At 71.9% G+C, this 20,151-nt stretch carries 23 protein-coding genes; 10 read left to right on the plus strand and 13 right to left on the minus strand.

The features are described from left to right. Nucleotide 1 precedes the first annotated feature (1 nt). Complete coding sequence (locus ABZ565_RS07975; protein ID WP_361021931.1) at nucleotides 2-523, minus strand: GtrA family protein; 522 nt, start codon at nucleotides 521-523, stop codon at nucleotides 2-4. Nucleotides 524-678: 155 nt separating this feature from the next. Between ABZ565_RS07975 and ABZ565_RS07980 the strand changes: the two genes are divergently transcribed. Genes ABZ565_RS07980 through ABZ565_RS07990 form a run of 3 tightly spaced genes read left to right on the plus strand, consistent with a single transcriptional unit; the run spans nucleotide 679 to nucleotide 3,556 of the window. Then, on the plus strand, nucleotides 679-1,818 hold the full coding sequence (locus tag ABZ565_RS07980; RefSeq protein ID WP_361021787.1) for a 5-(carboxyamino)imidazole ribonucleotide synthase: 1,140 nt from the start codon (nucleotides 679-681) through the stop codon (nucleotides 1,816-1,818). Further along, nucleotides 1,815-2,354, plus strand: a complete 540-nt coding sequence (purE, locus tag ABZ565_RS07985; RefSeq protein WP_361021790.1) for a 5-(carboxyamino)imidazole ribonucleotide mutase — start codon at nucleotides 1,815-1,817, stop codon at nucleotides 2,352-2,354. Before ABZ565_RS07980 ends, purE begins: the two co-directional genes overlap by 4 nt. Before the next feature lie 5 nt (nucleotides 2,355-2,359). Then, entirely contained in the window at nucleotides 2,360-3,556 is a 1,197-nt protein-coding gene (locus ABZ565_RS07990; protein WP_361021793.1) for a dipeptidase, read from the plus strand. A 27-nt stretch (nucleotides 3,557-3,583) separates the two neighbouring features. On the opposite strand, the gene ABZ565_RS07995 is transcribed toward ABZ565_RS07990, so the two are convergent. Both ABZ565_RS07995 and ABZ565_RS08000 read right to left on the minus strand, forming a co-directional pair. Next, nucleotides 3,584-3,943 (minus strand): VOC family protein, encoded by a 360-nt coding sequence (locus tag ABZ565_RS07995; RefSeq protein WP_361021796.1) that lies wholly within the window; start codon nucleotides 3,941-3,943, stop codon nucleotides 3,584-3,586. 53 nt (nucleotides 3,944-3,996) lie between these two features. Beyond that, complete coding sequence (locus tag ABZ565_RS08000) at nucleotides 3,997-5,340, minus strand: UDP-glucose/GDP-mannose dehydrogenase family protein (protein WP_361021799.1); 1,344 nt, start codon at nucleotides 5,338-5,340, stop codon at nucleotides 3,997-3,999. A gap of 175 nt (nucleotides 5,341-5,515) precedes the next feature. On the opposite strand from ABZ565_RS08000, the gene ABZ565_RS08005 reads away from it, so the two are divergent. Both ABZ565_RS08005 and ABZ565_RS08010 read left to right on the plus strand, forming a co-directional pair. Further along, nucleotides 5,516-6,673 (plus strand): acyl-CoA dehydrogenase family protein, encoded by a 1,158-nt coding sequence (locus ABZ565_RS08005; RefSeq protein WP_018524719.1) that lies wholly within the window; start codon nucleotides 5,516-5,518, stop codon nucleotides 6,671-6,673. A 138-nt stretch (nucleotides 6,674-6,811) separates the two neighbouring features. Further along, on the plus strand, nucleotides 6,812-8,437 hold the full coding sequence (locus tag ABZ565_RS08010; protein WP_361021802.1) for a serine/threonine-protein kinase: 1,626 nt from the start codon (nucleotides 6,812-6,814) through the stop codon (nucleotides 8,435-8,437). 3 nt (nucleotides 8,438-8,440) lie between these two features. Here ABZ565_RS08010 and ABZ565_RS08015 read toward each other — a convergent pair whose 3' ends face one another. The 6 genes from ABZ565_RS08015 to ABZ565_RS08040 form a co-directional block, all read right to left on the minus strand. Then, nucleotides 8,441-9,112: a DNA alkylation repair protein gene (locus ABZ565_RS08015; RefSeq protein WP_361021805.1), complete on the minus strand. Its 672-nt coding sequence runs from the start codon at nucleotides 9,110-9,112 to the stop codon at nucleotides 8,441-8,443. Continuing rightward, entirely contained in the window at nucleotides 9,109-9,336 is a 228-nt protein-coding gene (locus tag ABZ565_RS08020) for a hypothetical protein (protein WP_361021808.1), read from the minus strand. Before ABZ565_RS08020 ends, ABZ565_RS08015 begins: the two co-directional genes overlap by 4 nt. A 15-nt stretch (nucleotides 9,337-9,351) precedes the next feature. Then, entirely contained in the window at nucleotides 9,352-9,672 is a 321-nt protein-coding gene (locus ABZ565_RS08025; RefSeq protein WP_361021810.1) for a hypothetical protein, read from the minus strand. A gap of 31 nt (nucleotides 9,673-9,703) precedes the next feature. After that, nucleotides 9,704-10,582, minus strand: a complete 879-nt coding sequence (locus ABZ565_RS08030; RefSeq protein ID WP_361021813.1) for a helix-turn-helix domain-containing protein — start codon at nucleotides 10,580-10,582, stop codon at nucleotides 9,704-9,706. Nucleotides 10,583-10,881: 299 nt separating this feature from the next. After that, on the minus strand, nucleotides 10,882-11,037 hold the full coding sequence (locus ABZ565_RS08035) for a hypothetical protein (RefSeq protein ID WP_361021816.1): 156 nt from the start codon (nucleotides 11,035-11,037) through the stop codon (nucleotides 10,882-10,884). 43 nt (nucleotides 11,038-11,080) lie between these two features. Beyond that, complete coding sequence (locus tag ABZ565_RS08040; RefSeq protein WP_361021819.1) at nucleotides 11,081-11,458, minus strand: nuclear transport factor 2 family protein; 378 nt, start codon at nucleotides 11,456-11,458, stop codon at nucleotides 11,081-11,083. A gap of 119 nt (nucleotides 11,459-11,577) precedes the next feature. On the opposite strand from ABZ565_RS08040, the gene ABZ565_RS08045 reads away from it, so the two are divergent. From ABZ565_RS08045 to ABZ565_RS08055, 3 genes are read left to right on the plus strand one after another with little or no spacing between them, the layout of a single operon-like run. After that, nucleotides 11,578-12,042 (plus strand): hypothetical protein, encoded by a 465-nt coding sequence (locus ABZ565_RS08045; RefSeq protein WP_361021822.1) that lies wholly within the window; start codon nucleotides 11,578-11,580, stop codon nucleotides 12,040-12,042. Continuing rightward, nucleotides 12,035-12,526: a hypothetical protein gene (locus ABZ565_RS08050; RefSeq protein ID WP_361021825.1), complete on the plus strand. Its 492-nt coding sequence runs from the start codon at nucleotides 12,035-12,037 to the stop codon at nucleotides 12,524-12,526. The genes ABZ565_RS08045 and ABZ565_RS08050 overlap by 8 nt, the downstream gene beginning before the upstream one ends. Next, the gene (locus ABZ565_RS08055) at nucleotides 12,523-13,329 is read left to right on the plus strand and encodes a class I SAM-dependent methyltransferase (protein WP_361021828.1); all 807 of its coding nucleotides are present in this window, start codon (nucleotides 12,523-12,525) and stop codon (nucleotides 13,327-13,329) included. The genes ABZ565_RS08050 and ABZ565_RS08055 overlap by 4 nt, the downstream gene beginning before the upstream one ends. Here ABZ565_RS08055 and ABZ565_RS08060 read toward each other — a convergent pair. Together ABZ565_RS08060 and ABZ565_RS08065 are read right to left on the minus strand one after the other, a co-directional pair. After that, complete coding sequence (locus tag ABZ565_RS08060) at nucleotides 13,314-13,856, minus strand: histidine phosphatase family protein (RefSeq protein ID WP_361021831.1); 543 nt, start codon at nucleotides 13,854-13,856, stop codon at nucleotides 13,314-13,316. The two genes, ABZ565_RS08055 and ABZ565_RS08060, sit on opposite strands and share 16 nt — an antisense overlap. 44 nt (nucleotides 13,857-13,900) lie before the next feature. Further along, nucleotides 13,901-15,196, minus strand: coding sequence for an LCP family protein (locus ABZ565_RS08065; RefSeq protein ID WP_361021834.1), 1,296 nt, complete (start codon nucleotides 15,194-15,196; stop codon nucleotides 13,901-13,903). Between the two features lie 119 nt (nucleotides 15,197-15,315). Here ABZ565_RS08065 and ABZ565_RS08070 point away from each other — a divergent pair, with 119 nt between their 5' ends. Continuing rightward, entirely contained in the window at nucleotides 15,316-15,864 is a 549-nt protein-coding gene (locus ABZ565_RS08070) for an acyl-CoA thioesterase (RefSeq protein WP_361021837.1), read from the plus strand. Between the two features lie 81 nt (nucleotides 15,865-15,945). Here ABZ565_RS08070 and ABZ565_RS08075 read toward each other — a convergent pair whose 3' ends face one another. Continuing rightward, nucleotides 15,946-17,412 carry an LCP family protein gene (locus tag ABZ565_RS08075; RefSeq protein ID WP_361021840.1) on the minus strand — a complete coding sequence of 489 codons (1,467 nt, stop codon included), beginning with the start codon at nucleotides 17,410-17,412 and terminating at the stop codon, nucleotides 15,946-15,948. A 177-nt stretch (nucleotides 17,413-17,589) separates the two neighbouring features. On the opposite strand from ABZ565_RS08075, the gene ABZ565_RS08080 reads away from it, so the two are divergent. Further along, nucleotides 17,590-18,621 carry a glycosyltransferase family 2 protein gene (locus ABZ565_RS08080; protein ID WP_361021843.1) on the plus strand — a complete coding sequence of 344 codons (1,032 nt, stop codon included), beginning with the start codon at nucleotides 17,590-17,592 and terminating at the stop codon, nucleotides 18,619-18,621. A gap of 61 nt (nucleotides 18,622-18,682) precedes the next feature. Here the strand turns inward: ABZ565_RS08080 and ABZ565_RS08085 are convergent, their stop codons facing one another. Next, a complete protein-coding gene (locus ABZ565_RS08085; protein ID WP_361021846.1) occupies nucleotides 18,683-20,143 on the minus strand; it encodes an LCP family protein in 1,461 nt (486 codons plus the stop codon). Nucleotides 20,144-20,151: the final 8 nt, after the last annotated feature.

Here is a 20,151-nt window from a genome sequence, read left to right on the forward strand (position 1 = left end):
GCTACCGGCGCGCCGGGTCCGCCTCGACCCGTACGGCGGGCGCCGGCACGGTCACGGGGGCCTCTTTGTCGGCAACGGCCTCCGAAGGCGCGGGGAGCGCCTTGAAGACCCACGTCCGGTACGACCAGAAGCGGAACAGCGTCGCGACGCCGATCCCGACGATCTTGAAGACGTTGCTCTGGACCGGGGTGTCCCAGCCGAACCCGTACGTCGCCACGTACAGCACACCGGTCTCGATCACCGCGCCCACCGCGCTGAACAGCAGGAACAGCGTCAGCTCACGCGTGCGGCCGGTCTTGTCGCGGTCACCGTACGTCCAGTAGCGGAAGCCCACGTAGTTGCAGAGGATCGCGACAACCGTGGCGAGGAGACCCGCGCGCACGGTCGGGATGTCCGTGTACCGCCACAGCAGGTTGGAGACGGCGATGTTGACGACCAGGCCGACCGCGCCGACCACGCCGAACTTGGCGATTTCCCGGGCCAGCAGCTCCAGCCGGGCCCGCAGTGCGCCTCGTTCGCTCATGTGATCGCTCAGCCCGTCCGTAAGTTCGGCTTCGTGTTCCGTCAACCCGGCCATGCTAACCAGGACGCCCACCGGACGCCTGTGCGTTGAGCGCGGGTGTGGCGGGCTCAACCCCGCCCACGGGCGTCGGCGGCCGGTGCGGATACCCTGGGAACGTGACGTTCCCGGTAGTCGGCATGGTCGGTGGCGGTCAGCTCGCCCGTATGACCCACGAGGCGGGCATCCCCCTCGGCATCAAGTTCAAGCTCCTCAGCGACACCGCTCAGGACTCCGCGGCCCAGGTGGCGGGCGAGGTCGTCGTCGGCGACTATCGCGACCTGGAGACGCTGAGAGCCTTCGCGCGCGGCTGTGACGTGATCACCTTCGATCACGAGCACGTGCCCACCGAGCACCTGCGGGCCCTGGAGGCGGACGGCATCCCCGTGCGCCCCGGCCCCGACGCTCTGGTGCACGCCCAGGACAAGGGGGTGATGCGCGCGAAGCTCACCGAGATCGGCGCGCCCTGCCCCCGTCACCGCATCGTGGAGGACCCGGCCGACGTCGTGGCCTTCGCTGCGGAGGGCGGTGGCTTCCCGGTCGTCCTCAAGACCGTGCGCGGCGGCTACGACGGCAAGGGCGTCTGGGTGGTCCGCTCCGAGGCGGACGCGGCCGAGCCGTTCCGGGCCGGGGTCCCGGTCCTCGCGGAGGAGAAGGTCGACTTCGTACGGGAGCTGGCGGCCAACATCGTCCGCTCGCCGCACGGCCAGGCCGTGGCCTACCCGGTCGTCGAGTCGATCCAGGTCGACGGCGTCTGCGACACGGTCATCGCCCCGGCCCCCGAGCTGGACGAGGCGCTGGCGGGCGAGGCCCAGCAGCTCGCGCTGCGCATCGCGTCCGAGCTGGGCGTCGTCGGGCACCTCGCGGTCGAGCTCTTCGAGACCCGTGACGGCCGCATCCTGGTCAACGAGCTGGCGATGCGCCCGCACAACTCCGGCCACTGGACCATGGACGGCGCGATCACCTCGCAGTTCGCCAACCACGTCCGCGCGGTCCTCGACCTCCCCCTCGGCGACCCGCGCCCCCGCGCCCCCTGGACGGTCATGTGCAACGTCCTCGGCGGCGACTACCCGGACATGTACCAGGGCTACCTGCACTGCATGGCGCGCGACCCGCAGCTCAAGATCCACATGTACGGCAAGGACGTGAAGCCCGGCCGCAAGATCGGACACGTCAACACCTACGGCGACGATCTGGCGGACGTGCGCGAGCGCGCCCGGCACGCGGCCGACTACCTGCGAGGAACGATCACCGAATGACTTCCCCCGCCTCCGCCGCACCGGTCGTCGGCATCGTCATGGGCTCGGATTCCGACTGGCCCGTCATGGAAGCGGCGGCCAAGGCCCTGGACGAGTTCGCGATCCCGTACGAGGTCGACGTCGTCTCCGCCCACCGCATGCCCCGCGAGATGATCGCGTACGGCGAGAACGCGGCGGGCCGCGGCCTCAAGGCGATCATCGCGGGCGCGGGCGGCGCCGCCCACCTGCCCGGCATGCTCGCCTCGGTCACCCCGCTGCCCGTCATCGGCGTCCCGGTCCCGCTGAAGTACCTGGACGGCATGGACAGCCTCATGTCCATCGTCCAGATGCCCGCCGGCATCCCCGTCGCCACGGTCTCCATCGCCGGCGCGCGCAACGCCGGCCTGCTGGCCGTCCGCGTCCTGGCCGCGGCCGACCCCGAGCTCCAGGGCCGGATGACGGAGTTCCTGGGCGACCTCAACGACCAGGCCACCGAGAAGGGCAAGCGGCTGCGCCAGAAGGCGGCGGGCGCGGAATCCTTCGGCTTCGGGAAGTAGGCGCCATGACGGACCGACTGGACCGGGCCCGGGAACTCCTCGCGGAGTACCCGGTCGTCGACGGCCACAACGACCTGCCGTGGGCGCTGCGCGAGCAGGCCGGCTACGACCTGGCCGTACGCGACATCGCCACCGACCAGTCGGCCCACCTGCACACCGACATCCCCCGGCTCCGCGCCGGGGGCGTCGGCGCCCAGTTCTGGTCCGTCTACGTGCGCTCCGACCTCGCGGGCGACGCCGCCGTCAGCGCGACCCTGGAACAGATCGACGTCGTCGCCGAACTCCTCGACCGCTACCCGGCCGACCTCCGGCGCGCCCTGACCGCCGACGACATGGAGGCCGCCCGCGCCGAGGGCCGGATCGCCTCCCTGATGGGCGCCGAGGGCGGCCACTCCATCGCGAACTCGCTGGGCACCCTGCGCGGGCTGTACGCCCTGGGCGTCCGCTACATGACGCTCACCCACAACGACAACATCGCCTGGGCGGACTCCGCGACCGACGAGCCCGGGGTGGGCGGCCTCTCGCCGTTCGGCCACGAGGTCGTCCGTGAGATGAACCGCACCGGCATGCTGGTCGACCTCTCGCACGTCGCGGCGACGACCATGCGGGACGCGCTCGCCACCTCCGTCGCGCCGGTGATGTTCTCGCACTCCTCCGCACGCGCCGTCTGCGACCACCCGCGCAACATCCCCGACGACGTCCTCGCCCAGCTCCCGGCCAACGGCGGCATCGCCATGGCCACCTTCGTACCGAAGTTCGTCCTGCCCGAGGCCGTCGCCTGGACGCAGGCCGCCGACGAGAACCTGCGCGCGCACGGGCTGCACCACCTGGACACCACCGAGCGCGCGATGAAGCTGCATGCCGCGTTCGAGGCGGCGAACCCGCGCCCGGCCGCGACCGTGGCCACCATCGCCGACCACCTCGACCACATGCGCGAGGTCGCGGGCGTCGACCACATCGGCATCGGCGGCGACTACGACGGCACCGCGTTCCTCCCGCAGGGCCTGGAGAGCGTGGCCGGCTACCCCAACCTGATCGCGGAGCTGCTGCGCCGGGGCTGGTCCGCCGCCGACCTGGCCAAGCTCACCTGGCACAACGCCGTACGGGTGCTGCGCGCCGCCGAGGACGTGGCGCGGGACCTGCGCACCCGGCGCGGCCCGTCGCACGCCACGATCGAAGAGCTGGACGCCCCGGCGGCCTGAGCCACCGGGACGCCTTTCCAGAGGGCTCTAACAGGCGCAGAGACAGAAGGGGTGCCCCGCCGGGTCGGCGTACACCCGGAAGGTGCGCTCCCGGTCGTCCGCCTCCAGCACCGTCGCGCCCAGCGCCAGCACCTCCCGCTCCGCCGCGTCCAGATCCGCCACGGTCAGGTCCAGGTGGAACTGCTGCGAGGCGTCGGCGCTCGGCCACTTCGGCGGTACGAAGCCGGGCGCGGCCTGGAAGGCGAGCGGGGCGCCCGCACCTCCGGTGAGCTCCACCCAGTCCTCCCGCTGCTCCACCTCGCCGCCGATCAGCGCCGCGTAGAAGTTCGCCAGGGCGACGGGGTCGGGGCAGTCCAGGACGACGGCACCCACTGCGGCCAGAGCCATGTTGCTTCCTCCTCGGGCAGACTTCGGACAGGCCGTACCAGTCTGCCCCGGGGTCAGGCCGTCGGTCGGCCCATCGCCCGGTAGGTCCAGCCGGCCTCGCGCCACGCGACGGGGTCGAGCGCGTTGCGCCCGTCGAGGATGATCCGGTGCCCCGCGACCGCGCCCAGCGCCTCCGCGTCCAGCTCGCGGAACTCCCGCCACTCCGTCAGGTGCAGCACGACGTCCGCGCCGCGCACCGCGTCGAGCGCGCTCTCCGCGTAACCGAGGGTGGGGAAGAGGCGGCGGGCGTTCTCCATGCCCTTCGGGTCGAAGACGGTGACCTGGCCGCCCTGGAGGTGGATCTGGCCGGCCACGTTGAGCGCGGGGGAGTCGCGTACGTCGTCCGAGTCCGGCTTGAACGTGGCGCCCAGCACGGCGACCCGCTTGCCGAGGAAGGAGGTGCCGCCCACGGCCTCCCGGGCCAGCTCGACCATGTGGCCCCGGCGGCGCATGTTGATCGAGTCGACCTCGCGCAGGAACGTCAGCGCCTGGTCGACGCCCAGCTCACCGGCGCGGGCCATGAAGGCGCGGATGTCCTTGGGCAGGCAGCCGCCGCCGAAGCCGATGCCGGCCCGCAGGAACTTCTTGCCGATGCGCTCGTCGTGGCCGATCGCCTCGGCCAGCTTCGCCACGTCGCCGCCGGCGGCCTCGCAGATCTCGGCCATGGCGTTGATGAACGAGATCTTGGTGGCCAGGAAGGAGTTGGCGGCCGTCTTCACCAGTTCGGCGGTCGGGTAGTCCGTCACGACGAACGGGGAGCCCTCGGCGACCGGGACGGCGTACACCTCGCGCAGCACCTTCTCGGCCCGCTCACTCGTCACGCCGACGACGATCCGGTCCGGGTGCAGCGTGTCGTCCACCGCGAAGCCCTCGCGCAGGAACTCCGGGTTCCAGGCCAGCTCGGCGTCGGCGCCCACGGGGGCCAGCTCCGCGAGGCGGGCGGCGAGGCGGGCGGCGGAGCCGACGGGCACGGTGGACTTGCCGACGACGAGGGCGGGGCGGGTCAGGAGGGGGGCCAGCGAGTCGAAGGCGCTCTCGACGTACGTCATGTCGCAGGCGTACTCGCCGTGCTTCTGGGGAGTGTTGGTGCAGACGAAGTGCACGTCGCCGAACTCGGCGACCTCTTCCCAGGAGGTGGTGAAGCGAAGCCGCCCGGTGGAGCCCTCGATGCCCGCGACGTGCCGCTGGAGCATCTCTTCGAGGCCCGGCTCGTACATCGGCACCCGGCCGGCGGACAGCGTCTCGATCTTCTCGGGAACGACGTCGAGGCCCAGGACCTCGAAGCCGAGCTCCGCCATGGCCGCGGCGTGCGTGGCGCCCAGATAGCCGGTGCCGATCACGGTGATCCTGAGGGCCATGAAGTGCTCCTGTGAGGTGCGGACAGAGATGCGGTGCACGAGCATAGTCCCGCCCGTGAAACCTCCCCTTTGCGGTTGTCGCGCAGCTCACGGCCCGAGCGCGTATGCCGGGGGAGGGGGGAACACCTAAAATTGGGTTACTTAACGGTAGTTAGCACCCTGGGGAGTGAGCGTCTTGGCGGGTTCGACCGATTTCGACCTGTACCGTCCGGCTGAGGAGCACGAGATGCTCCGTGAGACGGTGCGTGCGCTCGCCGAGGCGAAGATCGCCCCGTTCGCGGCCGCGGTCGACGAGGAGGCCCGCTTCCCGCAGGAGGCGCTGGACGCCCTCACCGCCGCCGATCTGCACGCGGTCCACGTACCGGAGGAGTACGGCGGCGCCGGCGCCGACGCGCTCGCCACGGTCATCGTGATCGAGGAAGTGGCCCGCGCCTGCGTGTCCTCCTCCCTGATCCCGGCCGTGAACAAGCTCGGCTCGCTCCCGGTCGTCCTGTCCGGGTCCGAGGCCCTGAAGAAGAAGTACCTGGGCCCGCTGGCCAAGGGCGACGGCATGTTCTCGTACTGCCTCTCCGAGCCGGACGCGGGCTCCGACGCCGCGGGCATGAAGACCCGCGCCGTGCGCGACGGCGACTTCTGGGTCCTCAACGGCGTGAAGCGCTGGATCACCAACGCGGGCGTCTCCGAGTACTACACGGTCATGGCCGTCACGGACCCGGAGAAGCGCTCCAAGGGCATCTCGGCCTTCGTCGTGGAGAAGTCCGACGAGGGCGTCTCCTTCGGCGCCCCCGAGAAGAAGCTCGGCATCAAGGGCTCCCCGACCCGCGAGGTCTACTTCGACAACGTCCGCATCCCCGCCGACCGCATGATCGGCGAGGAGGGCACCGGCTTCGCCACCGCGATGAAGACCCTGGACCACACCCGCATCACCATCGCGGCCCAGGCCCTCGGCGTCGCCCAGGGCGCGCTGGACTACGCCAAGGGCTACGTCCAGGAGCGCAAGCAGTTCGGCAAGCCGATCGCGGACTTCCAGGGCGTCCAGTTCATGCTCGCCGACATGGCCATGAAGCTGGAGGCCGCCCGCCAGCTCACGTACTCGGCCGCCGCCAAGTCCGAGCGCGTCGACGCCGACCTCACGTTCTTCGGCGCCGCCGCCAAGTGCTTCGCCTCGGACGTCGCGATGGAGGTCACCACGGACGCGGTCCAGCTCCTCGGCGGCTACGGCTACACGCGGGACTACCCGGTGGAGCGGATGATGCGCGACGCCAAGATCACCCAGATCTACGAGGGCACGAACCAGGTCCAGCGCATCGTGATGGCGCGCAACCTGCCGTAACGGGACGCCGTCCGTACGCATGCACAGCCCCCGGCCGCGATGCCGGGGGCTGTCGCGTGCGTGCACTGATCAACTGCGCGTGAGGCCGTTGCTAGGCTGCGGTCGTTGGCCAGTGCATCACAGTGGGGGAGCGGGCCGATGGACGTGACGGATGTCTTCGAGCCACTTCAGCCGACCGACCCGGCCGAGGTGGCGGGCTACCGGATCGCCGCCCGCCTCGGCGCGGGTGGCATGGGCCGGGTCTACCTCTCGCACACCGAGGACGGCCGCGCCGTGGCGGTCAAGGTCGTACGGCCGGAGCTGGCGGACGACCCGGGCTTCAGGAAACGGTTCGGCCGGGAGATCCGGGCGGCCCGGCGGGTGCACGGCACGTACACGGCCGAGCTGATCGACGCCGACGCGGAAGGTGCGCCGCCCTGGCTGGCCACGCTGTACGTGCCCGGGCCGTCCCTCACCCAGGCCGTGACCCGGCACGGCCCGCTGCCGGTGCCGGCCCTGCTGTGGCTGATGGCGGGGATGGCCGAGGCGCTCCGGGCCATCCACGCCGAAGGCATCGTGCACCGGGACCTGAAGCCGTCCAACGTGCTCCTGGCCCCCGACGGGCCGCGCGTGATCGACTTCGGCATCGCGCTGGCCGCCGACGGAACCTCGTACACCACGACGGGGCACCCCATCGGCACCCCCTCGTACATGGCCCCGGAGCAGGCGTCCGGGGAAGGGGCCACGGCGGCGAGCGATGTCTTCGCCCTGGCCCAGACGGCGGCGTTCGCGGCGCTGGGCAAGCCTCTCTACGGTGACGGCCCCGGCGTCTACGTGCTGTACCGGATCATCCACTCCGAGCCCGACCTGACGCTGCTGCCCGAGCCCCTGCGCCCGCTGTTCGCCCGGTGCCTGGCCGCCGACCCGGCGGAGCGGCCCGCCCCGGCGGAGATCGCGGAGTGGTGCCGGCAACGGCTGGGCGCGGAGGCCGACGCGGACGGGGCGCCCGCCGTGTGGGGCGAGATCGGCGGTCGCGAGGTCACGGTCCCGCCCCCGGTGCGCGAGTCCACGCTGGTCAGGACGGACCCTTGGGCGGCGCCTCCGCCCCGGCCCGTGGACCCGGCCGAGCGCGGGGCACGCAGGCGGCGCGTCGCGCTGGCGTCGGCCGTCGGCCTGGTGGGCGCGCTGCTGGCCCTCGGCCTGGCCAGGCAGGCGATGGGGCCGATGGGCGGGGGAGAGCACCGGAACGACGCCGGGGCGTCGGCGTCGGTGTCCGCCACCCCGTCGTCGGGGGCGCGGGGGACCACGCCGGAAGCGGCGGGCGCCCCGGCGGCGGGCTCGTCGGCGGCGGGCAGGGTGGCCGGTGGGCTGACCGCACCGAGCTCCTCCCCCTCTCCCCGGGAGCCGCAGGCCGAGCCGTACGCGCCGGTCATGGTGGACGCGAAGCACTCGCTGAGTCTCGCGCATCCGCGGAAGGAGCTGGACGGCCACACGGGCGACATCCGCTTCAGCTGCAAGTCGGCCGGTTGCGAACTGACGAGCGACACGAGCGTGTTCATGCCCATGTACGACAAGCCGGGCACCACGCTCGACGAATGCCGCCTGTTCCTCCCGCACAGCAAGATCCACAACCTTCCGCTGGCCGCCTCGGCCAACGGGAGCGAGATCTGCGTCATGAACGACTCAGGGGACATCGCGCTGTTCGTGATCGCGACGAAGTCGACCGCGATCCCCGACCTCGCCTTCCTCCAGGGAGACCTGACGGTCTGGCGGAACGCGGTCTAGCCTCTACGCCTCGCCCTTGCGCCGCACCATCTCCCCGATCCACACGGGCGCGTACGGCGATGTGCAGCCCCTGGGCGTCGGGTAGTCCTTGAGCACGCCCAGCCGCTCGCCGATGTCCAGCGCACGGGCGCGGTGCTCCGGGTGCTCGATGCCGATCTGGGCGAGACAGGTGTTCATCGCCCACTGGAGGCGTTCCGGGGCGTCCCGCATCTCCGCCTCGATGACGTCGAGCAGCGCGCCCAGGTCGAGGCCATCGGGCTTCTTCACCACCCGGTCGGCGGTCAGCGCCCACCCGGCGCTCGCGACGACCGGGTCGGGGTCCTCCGTCCAGGCGAGGCGCAGCTCCTCCGCATACGGGCTCTTCTTCACCACGTAGCCCACGAGCCAGTCGTGCACCTTCGGTGCCCGCGCCTCGCGCAGCATGCGGTCCAGCTCGTCCCGGGTGTAGTCCTTCGGCCGGCAGACCAGCAACGCGACGAGCCGCGCGGCGGTGTCGTCGCTCTCCCACAGCTCGACGGCCAGCTCCTGCCGCTTCCCCAGCCGCTTGGCGAGGGCGCGCAGCTTGCTGAGGTTCACCCCGTGGTCGTCCCCGTGCCGCGCGTTGACGGCGCGGGCCTTGGGGTCGTCCAGCTCGGCGAGCTCGGCGATGACGTCGGTGGCGGTGGGATCGGTCATGGGGTGCGGAACACCTCTTCGGCGGAGGAGGCCGTGGTGGCGTGCTGGAGCCATTCGTGCAGGAGCCGCGGGTCGGCGCAGGTGGTGATCTTCTCGCGGTCCGCGTCGGTGAGGGCAATGCCACGCACGCCGAGAAGCAGCAGCAGCCCTTCGGCGCGGCCCTCCGCCCGGCCCTCGTCCCGGATCTCCTCCGACATGGCGGACTTGTAGAAAGAGGTGTCCACGGCCACCAGGTTCCTTCACTGTTGTGCGGCCGGACGGTTGCCCAGGCCCTGAGCGGTGAGTTCGACGATGGGGTCGGTGATGTTCTCCGGCGCGTCCCGCAATGCTGCGGACAGCGTTTTCAGTATGGCACCGACGTCGGGATTGTCGGCATGTGTGATGGCAGCGAGGGTGGCGAGTGCCAGGTCCTTGCGGGCCCCGCGACGAGGGGGCTGAGGGTGAGCGTCGGCCATTGGCGCAGGCCGATGGTGAGGGGGCGAGCGGCCCACTCGGCGGTGGCCCGGCACTTCCGACACCCGGGAGAACATCCCCGGGTACTCCTGGAAGATGCGGTGCATCGCCTCGTGCGTTGGGCGGCAGTTTCAGGGGTTACGGCCGCGCGTCGCGGCAGTCGCGGCAGGGGCCCGGTTCCGGGGCGCGGAAGGCTCTGTTGCAGCCGTCGCAGTTCTGGAGGGGGATGACCGGGGGCGCCGCTACCGGGGCCGGGAGCGGGGGTGGCAGGAGGGCCGTGATCCGGTGGCGGAGGAGGCGCGCCGGGTGGGCGAGCGGGACCGGGAGATCCGCGGTGAGGGCCCGGCGGATGGCGTCGGGGTGCGCGTCGCGTTCGAGCCAGGCCGCGACGCCCGGGGCGAGGGTGGTGACGTCCGCCTCGGAGAGCGTCAGCACGGGCGCGTGACGGCGGAGGTCCGCGAGGAGCAGGGCGGCGGTCCGGTGGAGGGTGCCGGTGGGGGCGGTGGGCCGGGGGAGCGGCCTGGGTGCGGGGCGCTGCTGCCGGGCCGGGGGCGCCGGGGCGGCGGCAGGGGTGCGGTCGTCCGGCGCGATGGGCGTCGGGGCCGTGGCGCGCGGGGCCTCGCGAGGCACCGGCACCGGCGGAACCGTGGCGTACGGCCGGTTGTGCGACTCCGTACGCGTGCGTACGCGGCCGTCCCGGAGGCGTACGCGGATGCGGCGCAGGTAGCCCGCCGCCTCCAACTCGCGCAGCGCGGCGGCGATCCGCATCTCGCTCTCCGGGAAGCGCGCGGCGAGCACCTTGACGCCGATCTTCGCGCCCTCGGGCAGCGACTGGATGTGGACGGCGAGCCCGATCGCGAGGAGGGAGAGGTCTCCGTGCTGGGCGAGGTGGTTGCCGATGACTGTGAAGCCGGACGTGTGGCGGGAGTTGACGTGGATGACACCGGGGGTCGGTGTGACGTCGCCGGGGGAACCGGGCGGGGCGCACGGGGGCGCGATAGCCTGCTGGGCAGTCATCGGGAAGCGGCTTTCTTCCTCGGTGGTCAGGCCCCGCCCGGGATTCGCTGTCCCGGTCGGGGCCGACTCGTGTCTGGGGTTGGTGCCGCGAGCATATGCCCGACAACCGACCCCAAATCCAGCTCAGTTGCCATTTGTCACCCGCGCGAGTGATCAGCGTTCGTACCGGGTTCGGGTGGGGTGGGGTTGGGTTCTTTCCCAGGGTTCTTTCAAAGCAATTGACGTCGTGGCGCACCGGGTCGCGGGCTTCCGCGACCTGGCGCACCGCGTCGTGGAAACCCGCGACCCGGTGCGCCACGTCACGGTACGAGGTCGAGCTCCGCGTGCACTGTTCCGGGCGGGACGTGGTCCTCGTCCGGGACTCCAAGGACGCGGACGGCCCCCGTCTCGCCCATCCCCCCGCGAGCCTGGGCCGCCTTCTCGTACGCAGACCCGGCCGCGTGGCGCACCCCCATCCGCCCTCCTCCTGCGTGGCGCTCGGGCCACCGGCCGACGGTGCTACATCGGTTCCACGAAACCGGCCCGCCACTCCGGCCGGGGGTCCGCTCCCATGCTGGTCCAGTACTCCGTGCCCCGGACGACCTGCCCGTCGCGGACGGTCCAGAAGGAGGCCGCGCGGAAGACGCCGAGGCCGTCGTGCGGGACCTCGACCTCGGAGACGACTTCATCGCCCTGGGCCACCACCTTGAGCACGTGGATCGACCAGCCCTCCGGGTACTCGCGGTTCACCGCGACGAAGTTGTCCCGGCCGGTGATGCGTTCGAGGCTGACCGGCCACTCGACGACGGCGTCCTCCGCGACCAACTCGGCGACACCTGCCCAGTCCCGCTCCTGGATCCGGCCCCACAACGTCTCGATCACCTCTGAAGGTTCCATCCTCGGAGCCTGCCACGGAGGTCTGACAACTGCGCCGTGCCGGGACGGGGCACAATGGGCGGCGGTGGCCGGCGGCCAGGGGAGCCGACGGTCCGCGCCGAGCGAGCGTCGGGAGCGTCATGAGCGGCAAACCGCCCCACCTGCCCACCACCCAGGCAGCCGTCACCGCCGTACGGGAAGTGGCCCAGGCGTACAACCTGGAGGTGACGGTCACCGATGACATCGGGGCCGACCAAACCTCCCGGAGGGAGTCCGCCGGGGCGTTCGCCGTCACCGACGCGGACGGGTCGCTGCCGCATGAGGCGTTCATCGAGCTGGGCGGGGTCCCGGCCGTCACCGTGCAGGTCTTCCCGGAGGACGACGCGCGGATCACCGTCGACGGGGTGGTCTTCGAGGACGTGCCCCGGGACTCCGTGCCCGGGTTCCTGCGGTCCGTGTACGGCGGCACGGCGTACGTGAAGGGCCGGTTCTTCCCGCCGGGGCAGTGGCTCGTCGTGCCGCTGCCCGGGGACGAGACGTACAAGGAGCTGGTGCCGCGCACCATGCTCAGCCCCTGGCTGTCCCGTAACTTCCGCAGTGCCTGAGGACATAGGACCCCTCGTCCGCCTCTTCGACGTGCTCGGGGCCGAGGACGCCGAGGGGTGGGCCGAGTCCGAGGCCGAGGAGGGGCTGCCGCAGCTCGCCCGGTTCCGGTTCCTGCGGATGGTGTGGCAGGACATCGACGCCTGGAGCACCACCGCGTCCGACTGGGTCGCCGCCTACCGCAGGGCCGGCGCGGCCGGGGGCGCTGTCGAGCGCGCCGTGCGCCTCGGACTCACCGCCGACGAGCTGGGCGAGATCGCCCGCGAGGTGGCCAGGGAGACCGCCTTCGCGCTGCTCCAGGGGCTGGACGACCCGGCGCGGGGCGACGAGCCGGACGAGGTGGCGGGGCGGCTGCCGGGGTGGGCCCTCGCGGAGCTGTCCGCGCGCGACGAACCCACCGGGCGCGTCCTCGGCGCCCTGCACGAGGACCTGAACGAGACCGAACCGCAGACCCCGACCAGCCGTACCGGAGGAGACACCATATGACCGCGTTCGACGTGATGGAGCGGCGGATATGGGACGGGCAGGCCGACGCCTACGCCCGCACCGCCGCCCGGCTCTGCGCCCACACCGTGCCCGCCCTGCTGGACGCCGCCGGGGCCGGGCCCGGGACGCGCCTGCTCGACGTGGGGTGCGGCACCGGCAACGTGGCCGCCGCCGCCCTCGCGCGCGGCGCCTCCGTCCGGGCCGTGGACGCCGAGCCGGACAAGGTCGCGGCGACCCGGCGGGCCGCGCCCGGGGCCGAGGTGCGCTCCGGGACGCTGCCCCAGCTGCCGTACGCGGACGGGGAGTTCGACGCGGTCGTCGCCAACTTCGTGCTCAACCACGTCGGCCGCCCCCTGGAGGCGCTGGTCGAGATGCGCCGGGTCGTCCGCCCCGGAGGCACCATCGCCGTCACCGTCTGGCAGCTGCCCGGCACCCCGGGGCAGACGCTGGTCGGGCGGGCCGCCCAGGCCGCCGGACTCACCCGCCCCGACTGGCTGGCCACGGTGGACGAGGAACGAAACTTCGCGCGCACCCCGGACGGCCTGGCCGCGCTGCTCACCGCCGCCGGACTCGGAGAGGTACGGAGCACCACGCAGGCCTGGGACCACCGGACCGCCCCGGACGACTGGTGGGCGGGCCCCGCCGCCGGAATCGGCGCGGTCGGCGGAATGGTCACCAGTGCCGGCCCGGAGGGCGTCACGGCGGCCAAGCGCGAGTACGACGCCCTGTGCCGCGAATTCCTCGCGGACGACGGCCTGCTGACGCTGCCGCACGCGGCGGTGCTCGCTCAGGGCAGGGCGTAGGAGACGCCCGGCTGCCACGGCGGCGGGTCCGCGACGAGGCTTTCCAGCCGGGCGCCCGCGAGCAGGCAGTCCAGCGCCCAGCGGTTCGCCGAGTGGGCGATCAGGAGGACATGACCGCCGTCCCACTCGGCCGCCAGGTCCCGCAGGAACGCGGCCGTCGCCTCGACCACGTCCCGGTAGCTCTGGCCGCCGCCGGGCCAGGGGCGGTCGATGTGGCGGATGCGCAGGGGGCGCACCACGGCGTTCGGGGCGCCGTTCAGCTCTCCGTAGTCGCATTCACGCAGGCGCGCGTCCTGGCGGAGGACCGGTGACCCCGCGCCGGCGAACGCGATGCGGGCCGTCTCCACGGCGCGCGCCAGGTCCGAGGTGTAGACGGCGTCGAGCCCGGTGCCTCGCCGCCGGTCGCCCAGTTCGGCGGCCTGGCGGCGTCCGGTGCGGGAGAGCCGGCCCGGCAGCCATCCCGTGGCGATGCCCGCCTCGTTGTCGGTGGACGTGGCGTGCGACTCGTACACGATCCGGACAGGCATGGCGGCTCCGCATCAGGGGAAGGGGCGCGGTCTCGCGCGCCCCCTCAGTTCTCCGTTACCGTGACCTTCTCGTCGTTCTTCAGCTGCTCCACCAGCTTCTTCACCTTCGCCTTGTCCCAGGCCAGGTTGGAGCCCACGTTGCCCGCGATCGGGATGTTCATCGACGTGCCGTCGCCGCTGGTGACGCCCTTCATCGCGAAGAACATCTTGCCGAGCGACCAGAGCGACATGTCCTTGTCCACGATCAGCGTGTCCAGCCCCGCACCCATCGTCGGGTACAGCTTGAACGGGTTGGCGATCGTGGAGAAGGTCGCCGTCTGGCTCGCCAGGGCCGCGAGGAACTTCTGCTGGTTCTTCGTGCGGTCCAGGTCCGAGGTGAAGGCGTGTCGGGTGCGGACGAAGGCCAGGGCCTCCTGGCCGTTCAGGGTCTGCTTGCCGGCCGGGAAGTCGGCGCCCGACCACTTGTCCTTGAACGCCTTCGGGATGTCCAGCTCGACGCCGCCGATCGCGTCCACGACCTTGGCGAAGCCGCCGAAGCCGATTTCGACGTAGTGATCGATGTGCAGGCCGGTGTTGAACTCGACCGTACGGACCAGCAGCTCGGGCCCGTCCGTGGCGTACGCGGCGTTCAGCTTCGTCGTCTTGCCCGTGCCCGGGTACTTCTTGCCGGACTCGGAGCCGATGAACGACGGGATCTCGACGTTCGAGTCACGCGGCAGCGAGACCAGCGTCGGGCCGTTGTCGCCGGTGTGCAGGATCATCATCGAGTCGGTCCGCTTGCCGTCGGCCGAGCCCGTGTGGAGCCGCTTCTTGTCCTCGGACGTCATGCCCTCGCGGCTGTCGGAGCCGACGATCAGGTAGTTGGTCCCCTTGCCCCCCTCCGGCCGCTCGATGACCTTCGACAGGTCGACGGCGCGGTTCAGCTTGGAGTCCGCCCAGAAGTACGTGCCCACGGAGACGCCGAGCAGCGCGACGACCAGGACCAGCGCGCCGATCCGGATCCGCCGGCCCCAGTTGGGCGCGGGTCTGGGGCGGCCCTGGGCCGGGCCCCGGTCGCCGCCGCCGGAGCCCGGGCCGTGGCCGCCGGAGCCGTAGACCTGGCCCGTGTTGTAGCCGCTGTCGTAACCCTCGTCGTACTGCGGGTAACCGCCGTCGTAGCCCGAGGGCTGCTGCGGCACCGGGCGCTGCCTCGGCGGCGCGGGGCGCTGCTGCGGCGGGGCCGGGCGGCGCTGGACGTGCGGCATCGAGCGGGCGCTCTCGGGCCGCTCGCTCGCGCTGCCCTGCCCGTAGCGGTCACCGCTGCGGTTGTCGTCGGTCCAGCCATCGGGCCAATCGTTCATACGGACCAGTGTGCAGGCCGGGACCGTCCCTCTTACAGGGCGGGAGGAAAATCGCACCAGGGCTGTTGCGAAGCTGATGCATTGCGACGCCTTCCGACCCCCCGCATAAGGTGGAGGGCATGACAGATCAGGCTCCGCGCCCGGAGAGCGACATTCCGGCCAAGCCCACCGCGGCCTCCCGTACCACCCTCAGCCACATCATGACCGGCAGCGACACCAATCTGCTGGGTACGGTGCACGGCGGCGTGATCATGAAGCTCGTCGACGACGCGGCGGGCGCCGTGGCCGGCCGGCACTCCGGCGGGCCCGCCGTCACGGCCTCGATGGACGAGATGGTCTTCCTGGAGCCGGTCCGCGTCGGCGACCTCGTGCACGTACGCGCCCAGGTCAACTGGACCGGCCGCTCCTCCATGGAGGTCGGCGTCCGGGTCATGGCCGAGCGCTGGAACGAGTCGACGCCCGCGACGCAGGTCGGCAGCGCGTACCTGGTGTTCGCCGCGGTCGACGCGGACGGCCGGCCCCGCCCCGTACCGCAGGTGATCCCGGAGACCGAGCGCGACAAGCGGCGCTACCAGGAGGCGCAGATCCGCCGCACGCACCGCCTGGCGCGGCGCCGCGCGATCAGGGAGCTCCGCGAGAAGCGCATCGCCGACGGCATCGAGGACTGAGGGCGCGAGGCCGAGCGAGGGGTGCGGGGCTCACCCCTGACCGGTTCCGTCCTCAAGCGCCGGCCGGGCTGGGACCGCCCCTCACCCGCACACCACCTCGTCCCCCTTCACCGCGCCGAACCTCCCCGGCTCCGGCTCCTCCGCGTGGACCCGCTCGACCGCGCGGTAGTCCGCGCCCGCCGTCACCCGCATCGTCGCCCCCTGCCCCGGCACCGGCCGCAGCTCCGCGCCCGGCAGCGCCGCCGCCAGGGTCCTCGCGGACCGGTTCCAGCGCGGGTCGTACGTGACCAGGGTGCGCTTCAGGCCGTGCTGCGGTGCGGTGAGCGGGGCCCGGGTCGTGTCGAACCCGGTGGCGTGCAGCGCGGCGTCGACCTCGGTACCGAGGCCGTCCTTCGCGGTGCCGTTGTAGACCTGGACGCGGATCCGCTTCGGCGGGACGTCCACCTTCTTCGCGGGAGCCTTCTCGGCGGGCCGGGCGGCGGTCAGGGGTTTGTCCTCGCGCAGGGCGGTGAACAGCTGCTTCGACCTGACCGGGTCCCACTTCACCGTGGAGCCGATGCCCTTGACCTGGTAGGCGACATCGCCCATCGGCACCGAGGCGAATTCGGACGAGGCCGCCGAGAACCCCCGCATCGCCTGGCCGATGGAGAGCATCTGCTCCGTGTCGAAACCCCGGTCGGCCCGTACGGACTTCAGCATCGTCGAGGCGACCTCGCGGAACCTCACCGGGTTCAGCAGCACCCCGCTGCTCGTCGCCTGCTTGATCAGCGACGCCATGAACTTCTGCTGGCGCTGCATCCGGCCCAGGTCGGCGGCCCCGTCGATGTGCCGGGACCGTACGTACTGGAGCGCCTGGCCGCCGTCGAGCGTGTGGGGGCCGGGCGCGAGGTCCAGGCCGGTGTAGGAGTCCTTCAGCGGGCGGGTCGTGCAGATCTTCACCCCGCCGAGGGTGTCGACCGTGGTCATGAAGCTGGTGAAGTCGACCTCCAGATAGTGGTCGATCTTGACGCCGGTCATGTGCTCGACGGTGCGTACGGTGAGGCTCGGCCCGCCCTCCGCGTACGCCGCGTTCAGCTTCACCGGGTGCGCGGCGTGCTCCTTGCCGGTCGTACGGTCCCGATGGGCCGGGATCTCCGCGTAGCTGTCGCGGGGGAGGCTGACGACGCTCGCGCGCTCCTCGTCGGCCGAGAGGTGGACCAGCATGATCGTGTCCGTGCAGTGGCAGGGCTCACCGCCGAGCCGGTACTTCCGCTTCTCGTCCTCGCTGATCTTCTCGCGGCCGTCGGTGCCGACCAGCAGCACATTCATGCCGCGCCCGCCCGCGGGCCGGTTCTTCATGTCCTTGAACGGGTCGACGCGGTCGATCCCGCTCTCCAGGTTCGTCACGACCGCGTGCCCGATCCCGCCCGCCCCGAGCACCAGGACCGAGAGGCCGGTCGCGACCCGCGTACCCCAGCGCGGCCGCTCGTCCTGCTTTCTCGGCCGCCGGCGCCGCGCGGGCGCGGGGCGGGGCCGGGCGGGACGGGGTGAGCGGTGCGGCGTGGGCACGGGAGACACCTCCGCGGTGCGAGGGGGACCGTTCGCACGGTAGGCCCATACGATCCTCATCCCGGGAGGCCACCCGGCGGCGCGCGCCGCTGTCCCCCATTCGCGGTAACGTGGCGGCCGAATACCGCCTGGTGGGGTACGAGCCCCCGGCGCCCCCGAGGACCACCCGAGGACCACATGTCTGCCGCGCAGCCTCCCGCCGTCTCCGTGATCATGCCGGTGCTCAACGAGGAGCGCCATCTCCGTAACTCCGTACGCCACATCCTGGAGCAGGAGTACGCGGGCGAGATGGAGGTCGTGATCGCACTCGGCCCGTCCACGGACCGTACGGACGAGATCGCGGCCGAGCTGGTCGCGGAGGACCCCCGCGTCCACACCGTGCCGAACCCCACCGGCCGCACCCCCGCCGCCCTCAACGCCGCGATCAAGGCGTCGAGCCACCCGATAGTCGTCCGCGTCGACGGCCACGGCATGCTCTCGCCCAACTACATCGCGACCGCCGTCCGCCTCCTGGAGGAGACGGGCGCGCAGAACGTCGGCGGCATCATGCACGCCGAGGGCGAGAACGCCTGGGAGGACGCCGTCGCGGCGGCCATGACCTCGAAGATCGGCGTCGGCAACGCGGCCTTCCACACCGGCGGCCAGGCGGGCCCCGCCGAGACCGTCTACCTGGGCGTCTTCCGCCGGGAGGCGCTGGAGAAGGCCGACGGGTACAACGTCGAGTTCATCCGCGCCCAGGACTGGGAGCTGAACTTCCGCATCCGCGAGTCCGGCGGCCTGATCTGGTTCTCGCCCGAGCTGCGCGTCCAGTACCGCCCCCGCCCCTCCGTCCGGGCGCTCGCCAAGCAGTACAAGGACTACGGCCGCTGGCGCCACGTCGTCGCCCGCTACCACGCCGGCTCCATCAACCTGCGCTACCTGGCGCCCCCGACCGCCGTCGTCGCCATCGCGGCCGGCCTCGTGGTGGGCGCGGCGGTCACCCCGTGGGCGCTGATCGTCCCCGGCGGGTACGTCGCGGCGATCGTCGCGGGCTCCCTCCCGGCGGGCAAGGGCCTGCCGCTGAAGGCCCGCGCGCAGATCCCGGTCGCGCTGGCGACCATGCACATGTCCTGGGGCTACGGCTTCCTGACGAGCCCGCGCTCGCTGGCGAGGAAGGTCATCGCGAGCCGCCGCCCGGCGATCGCCGAGCCGGGCGCGCCGGTGGCCTGACACGCGTACGACGAGAGGGGGCGCCCGGCCGGACCGGGCGCCCCCTCTCGCGTACCGCCTGTCAGCTCTTTCCGTCCCACTTGTAGACGGAGTAGATGTCCATGCACTGACCCTCGTCCGCGGCGTTGAGGTCGTCCGCGCCTTCCGGAAGATCACCCGCCTCGGCCTTCGGAGCCTTGTAGACGGTCCCCTCGCGCCAGTCCGCGCCGACGACGACGGTCAGCCCGCCGGCCTCCGGGTCGGCCTTGACCGCGGTGGCCGGGAGCCCCAGCGCCTCGGCGACGGACTCGGCGTCCGACTTGCCCTGGTCCCCGTCCTCCTTCGCGTACCGCACCACCGTGTCCTTGCTCGGCTCGGCCGGCTGCGAGGTGTCGGCCTCGGCGAAGCCCTTGCCGTGCAGGATGTCGGCGACCTCGCCGGCCCGCCCGTCCTTGGGCGCCTGGCCGACGCCCGTGCCGTTCACCACCGAGACGCCGAGCGTCGCCGGCTCCGCCGCGGGGGGCCCGGAGGACGAGGGCTTCTTCTTCTCCTTGCCGTTCTTGTCGAACGCGACGTCCTCACGGACCAGATGCCACAGGGCGTCCGCGGACTTTTCGACGGGGACGAGCTTGTTCCGGTCCTGCGACCACTCGGCCGTCGGCATCGTCGTCATGGTGATGCGGTTGATCGGCACGCTCTTGAGCTGCATCGCCAGGTCGAAGAGCTTCTTGACCGAACGGATCTCGTCGGAGACCTGGAGGGCGTTGGTGGCCGTCTCCGCGAGGTTCATCAGCCGGCCCGCGTCCGACCAGAGGTTCTGCTTCTTCAGGGTGCGCAGCATGGAGTTCATGTACATGTGCTGCGCCTTGGCCCGGTTCTGGTCGTTGCCGAACGCGTGCCGGGTACGCAGCCACTGCAGCGCCTGCTTGCCCTGCACCGTGTTCTTCCCCGCCGGCAGCTTGAGGCCGGAACCGCCGGGAACGAGGCGCGTGGGCTTGTCCCACACGCCCGTCTTCACGCAGACCTCGACACCGCCGATCGCGTCCGCCATGGCCACCACGCCCGCGAAGTCGAGCATGATCCAGTGGTCGATGTAGACGCCGGTCAGCTTCTCCCAGGTGGTCAGCGTGCAGCCGGGGCCACCGCGCTGGAGGGACTCGTTGATCGGCCTGTTGTCCGTCGCGGGGTACTTCTGACCGGTCTCCGAGTCCGTGCACTCGGGAATCGGGAGGATCGTGTCGCGCGGAATGCTGACCAGCGAGGAGTTCTTCCGGTCGGCGGAGATGTGCAGCAGCATCTGGACGTCGGCCCGGGGCTTGTCCCCGACCGTGTCCTTGCTGCCGCCGAGCTTCACGTTCTCCGCGCTGTTCCGGCTGTCCGAGCCGATCAGCAGGATGTTGAGCGGGGTGTCGCCCTGGGCGTTCGGCGCGGCCTTCTTCACACCGCTCTCGCCGCCGCTGCGGGCGCTGCTGCGGATGTTGTTGTTGAGGTGCTGGTAGTAGAGGTATCCGGCGGTGGCGGTGCCCAGTATCAGCACCGCCATGGATATCG

The sequence above is a fragment of the Streptomyces sp. NPDC016469 genome (assembly GCF_040632905.1).
Classification (GTDB): Bacteria; Actinomycetota; Actinomycetes; order Streptomycetales; family Streptomycetaceae; genus Streptomyces.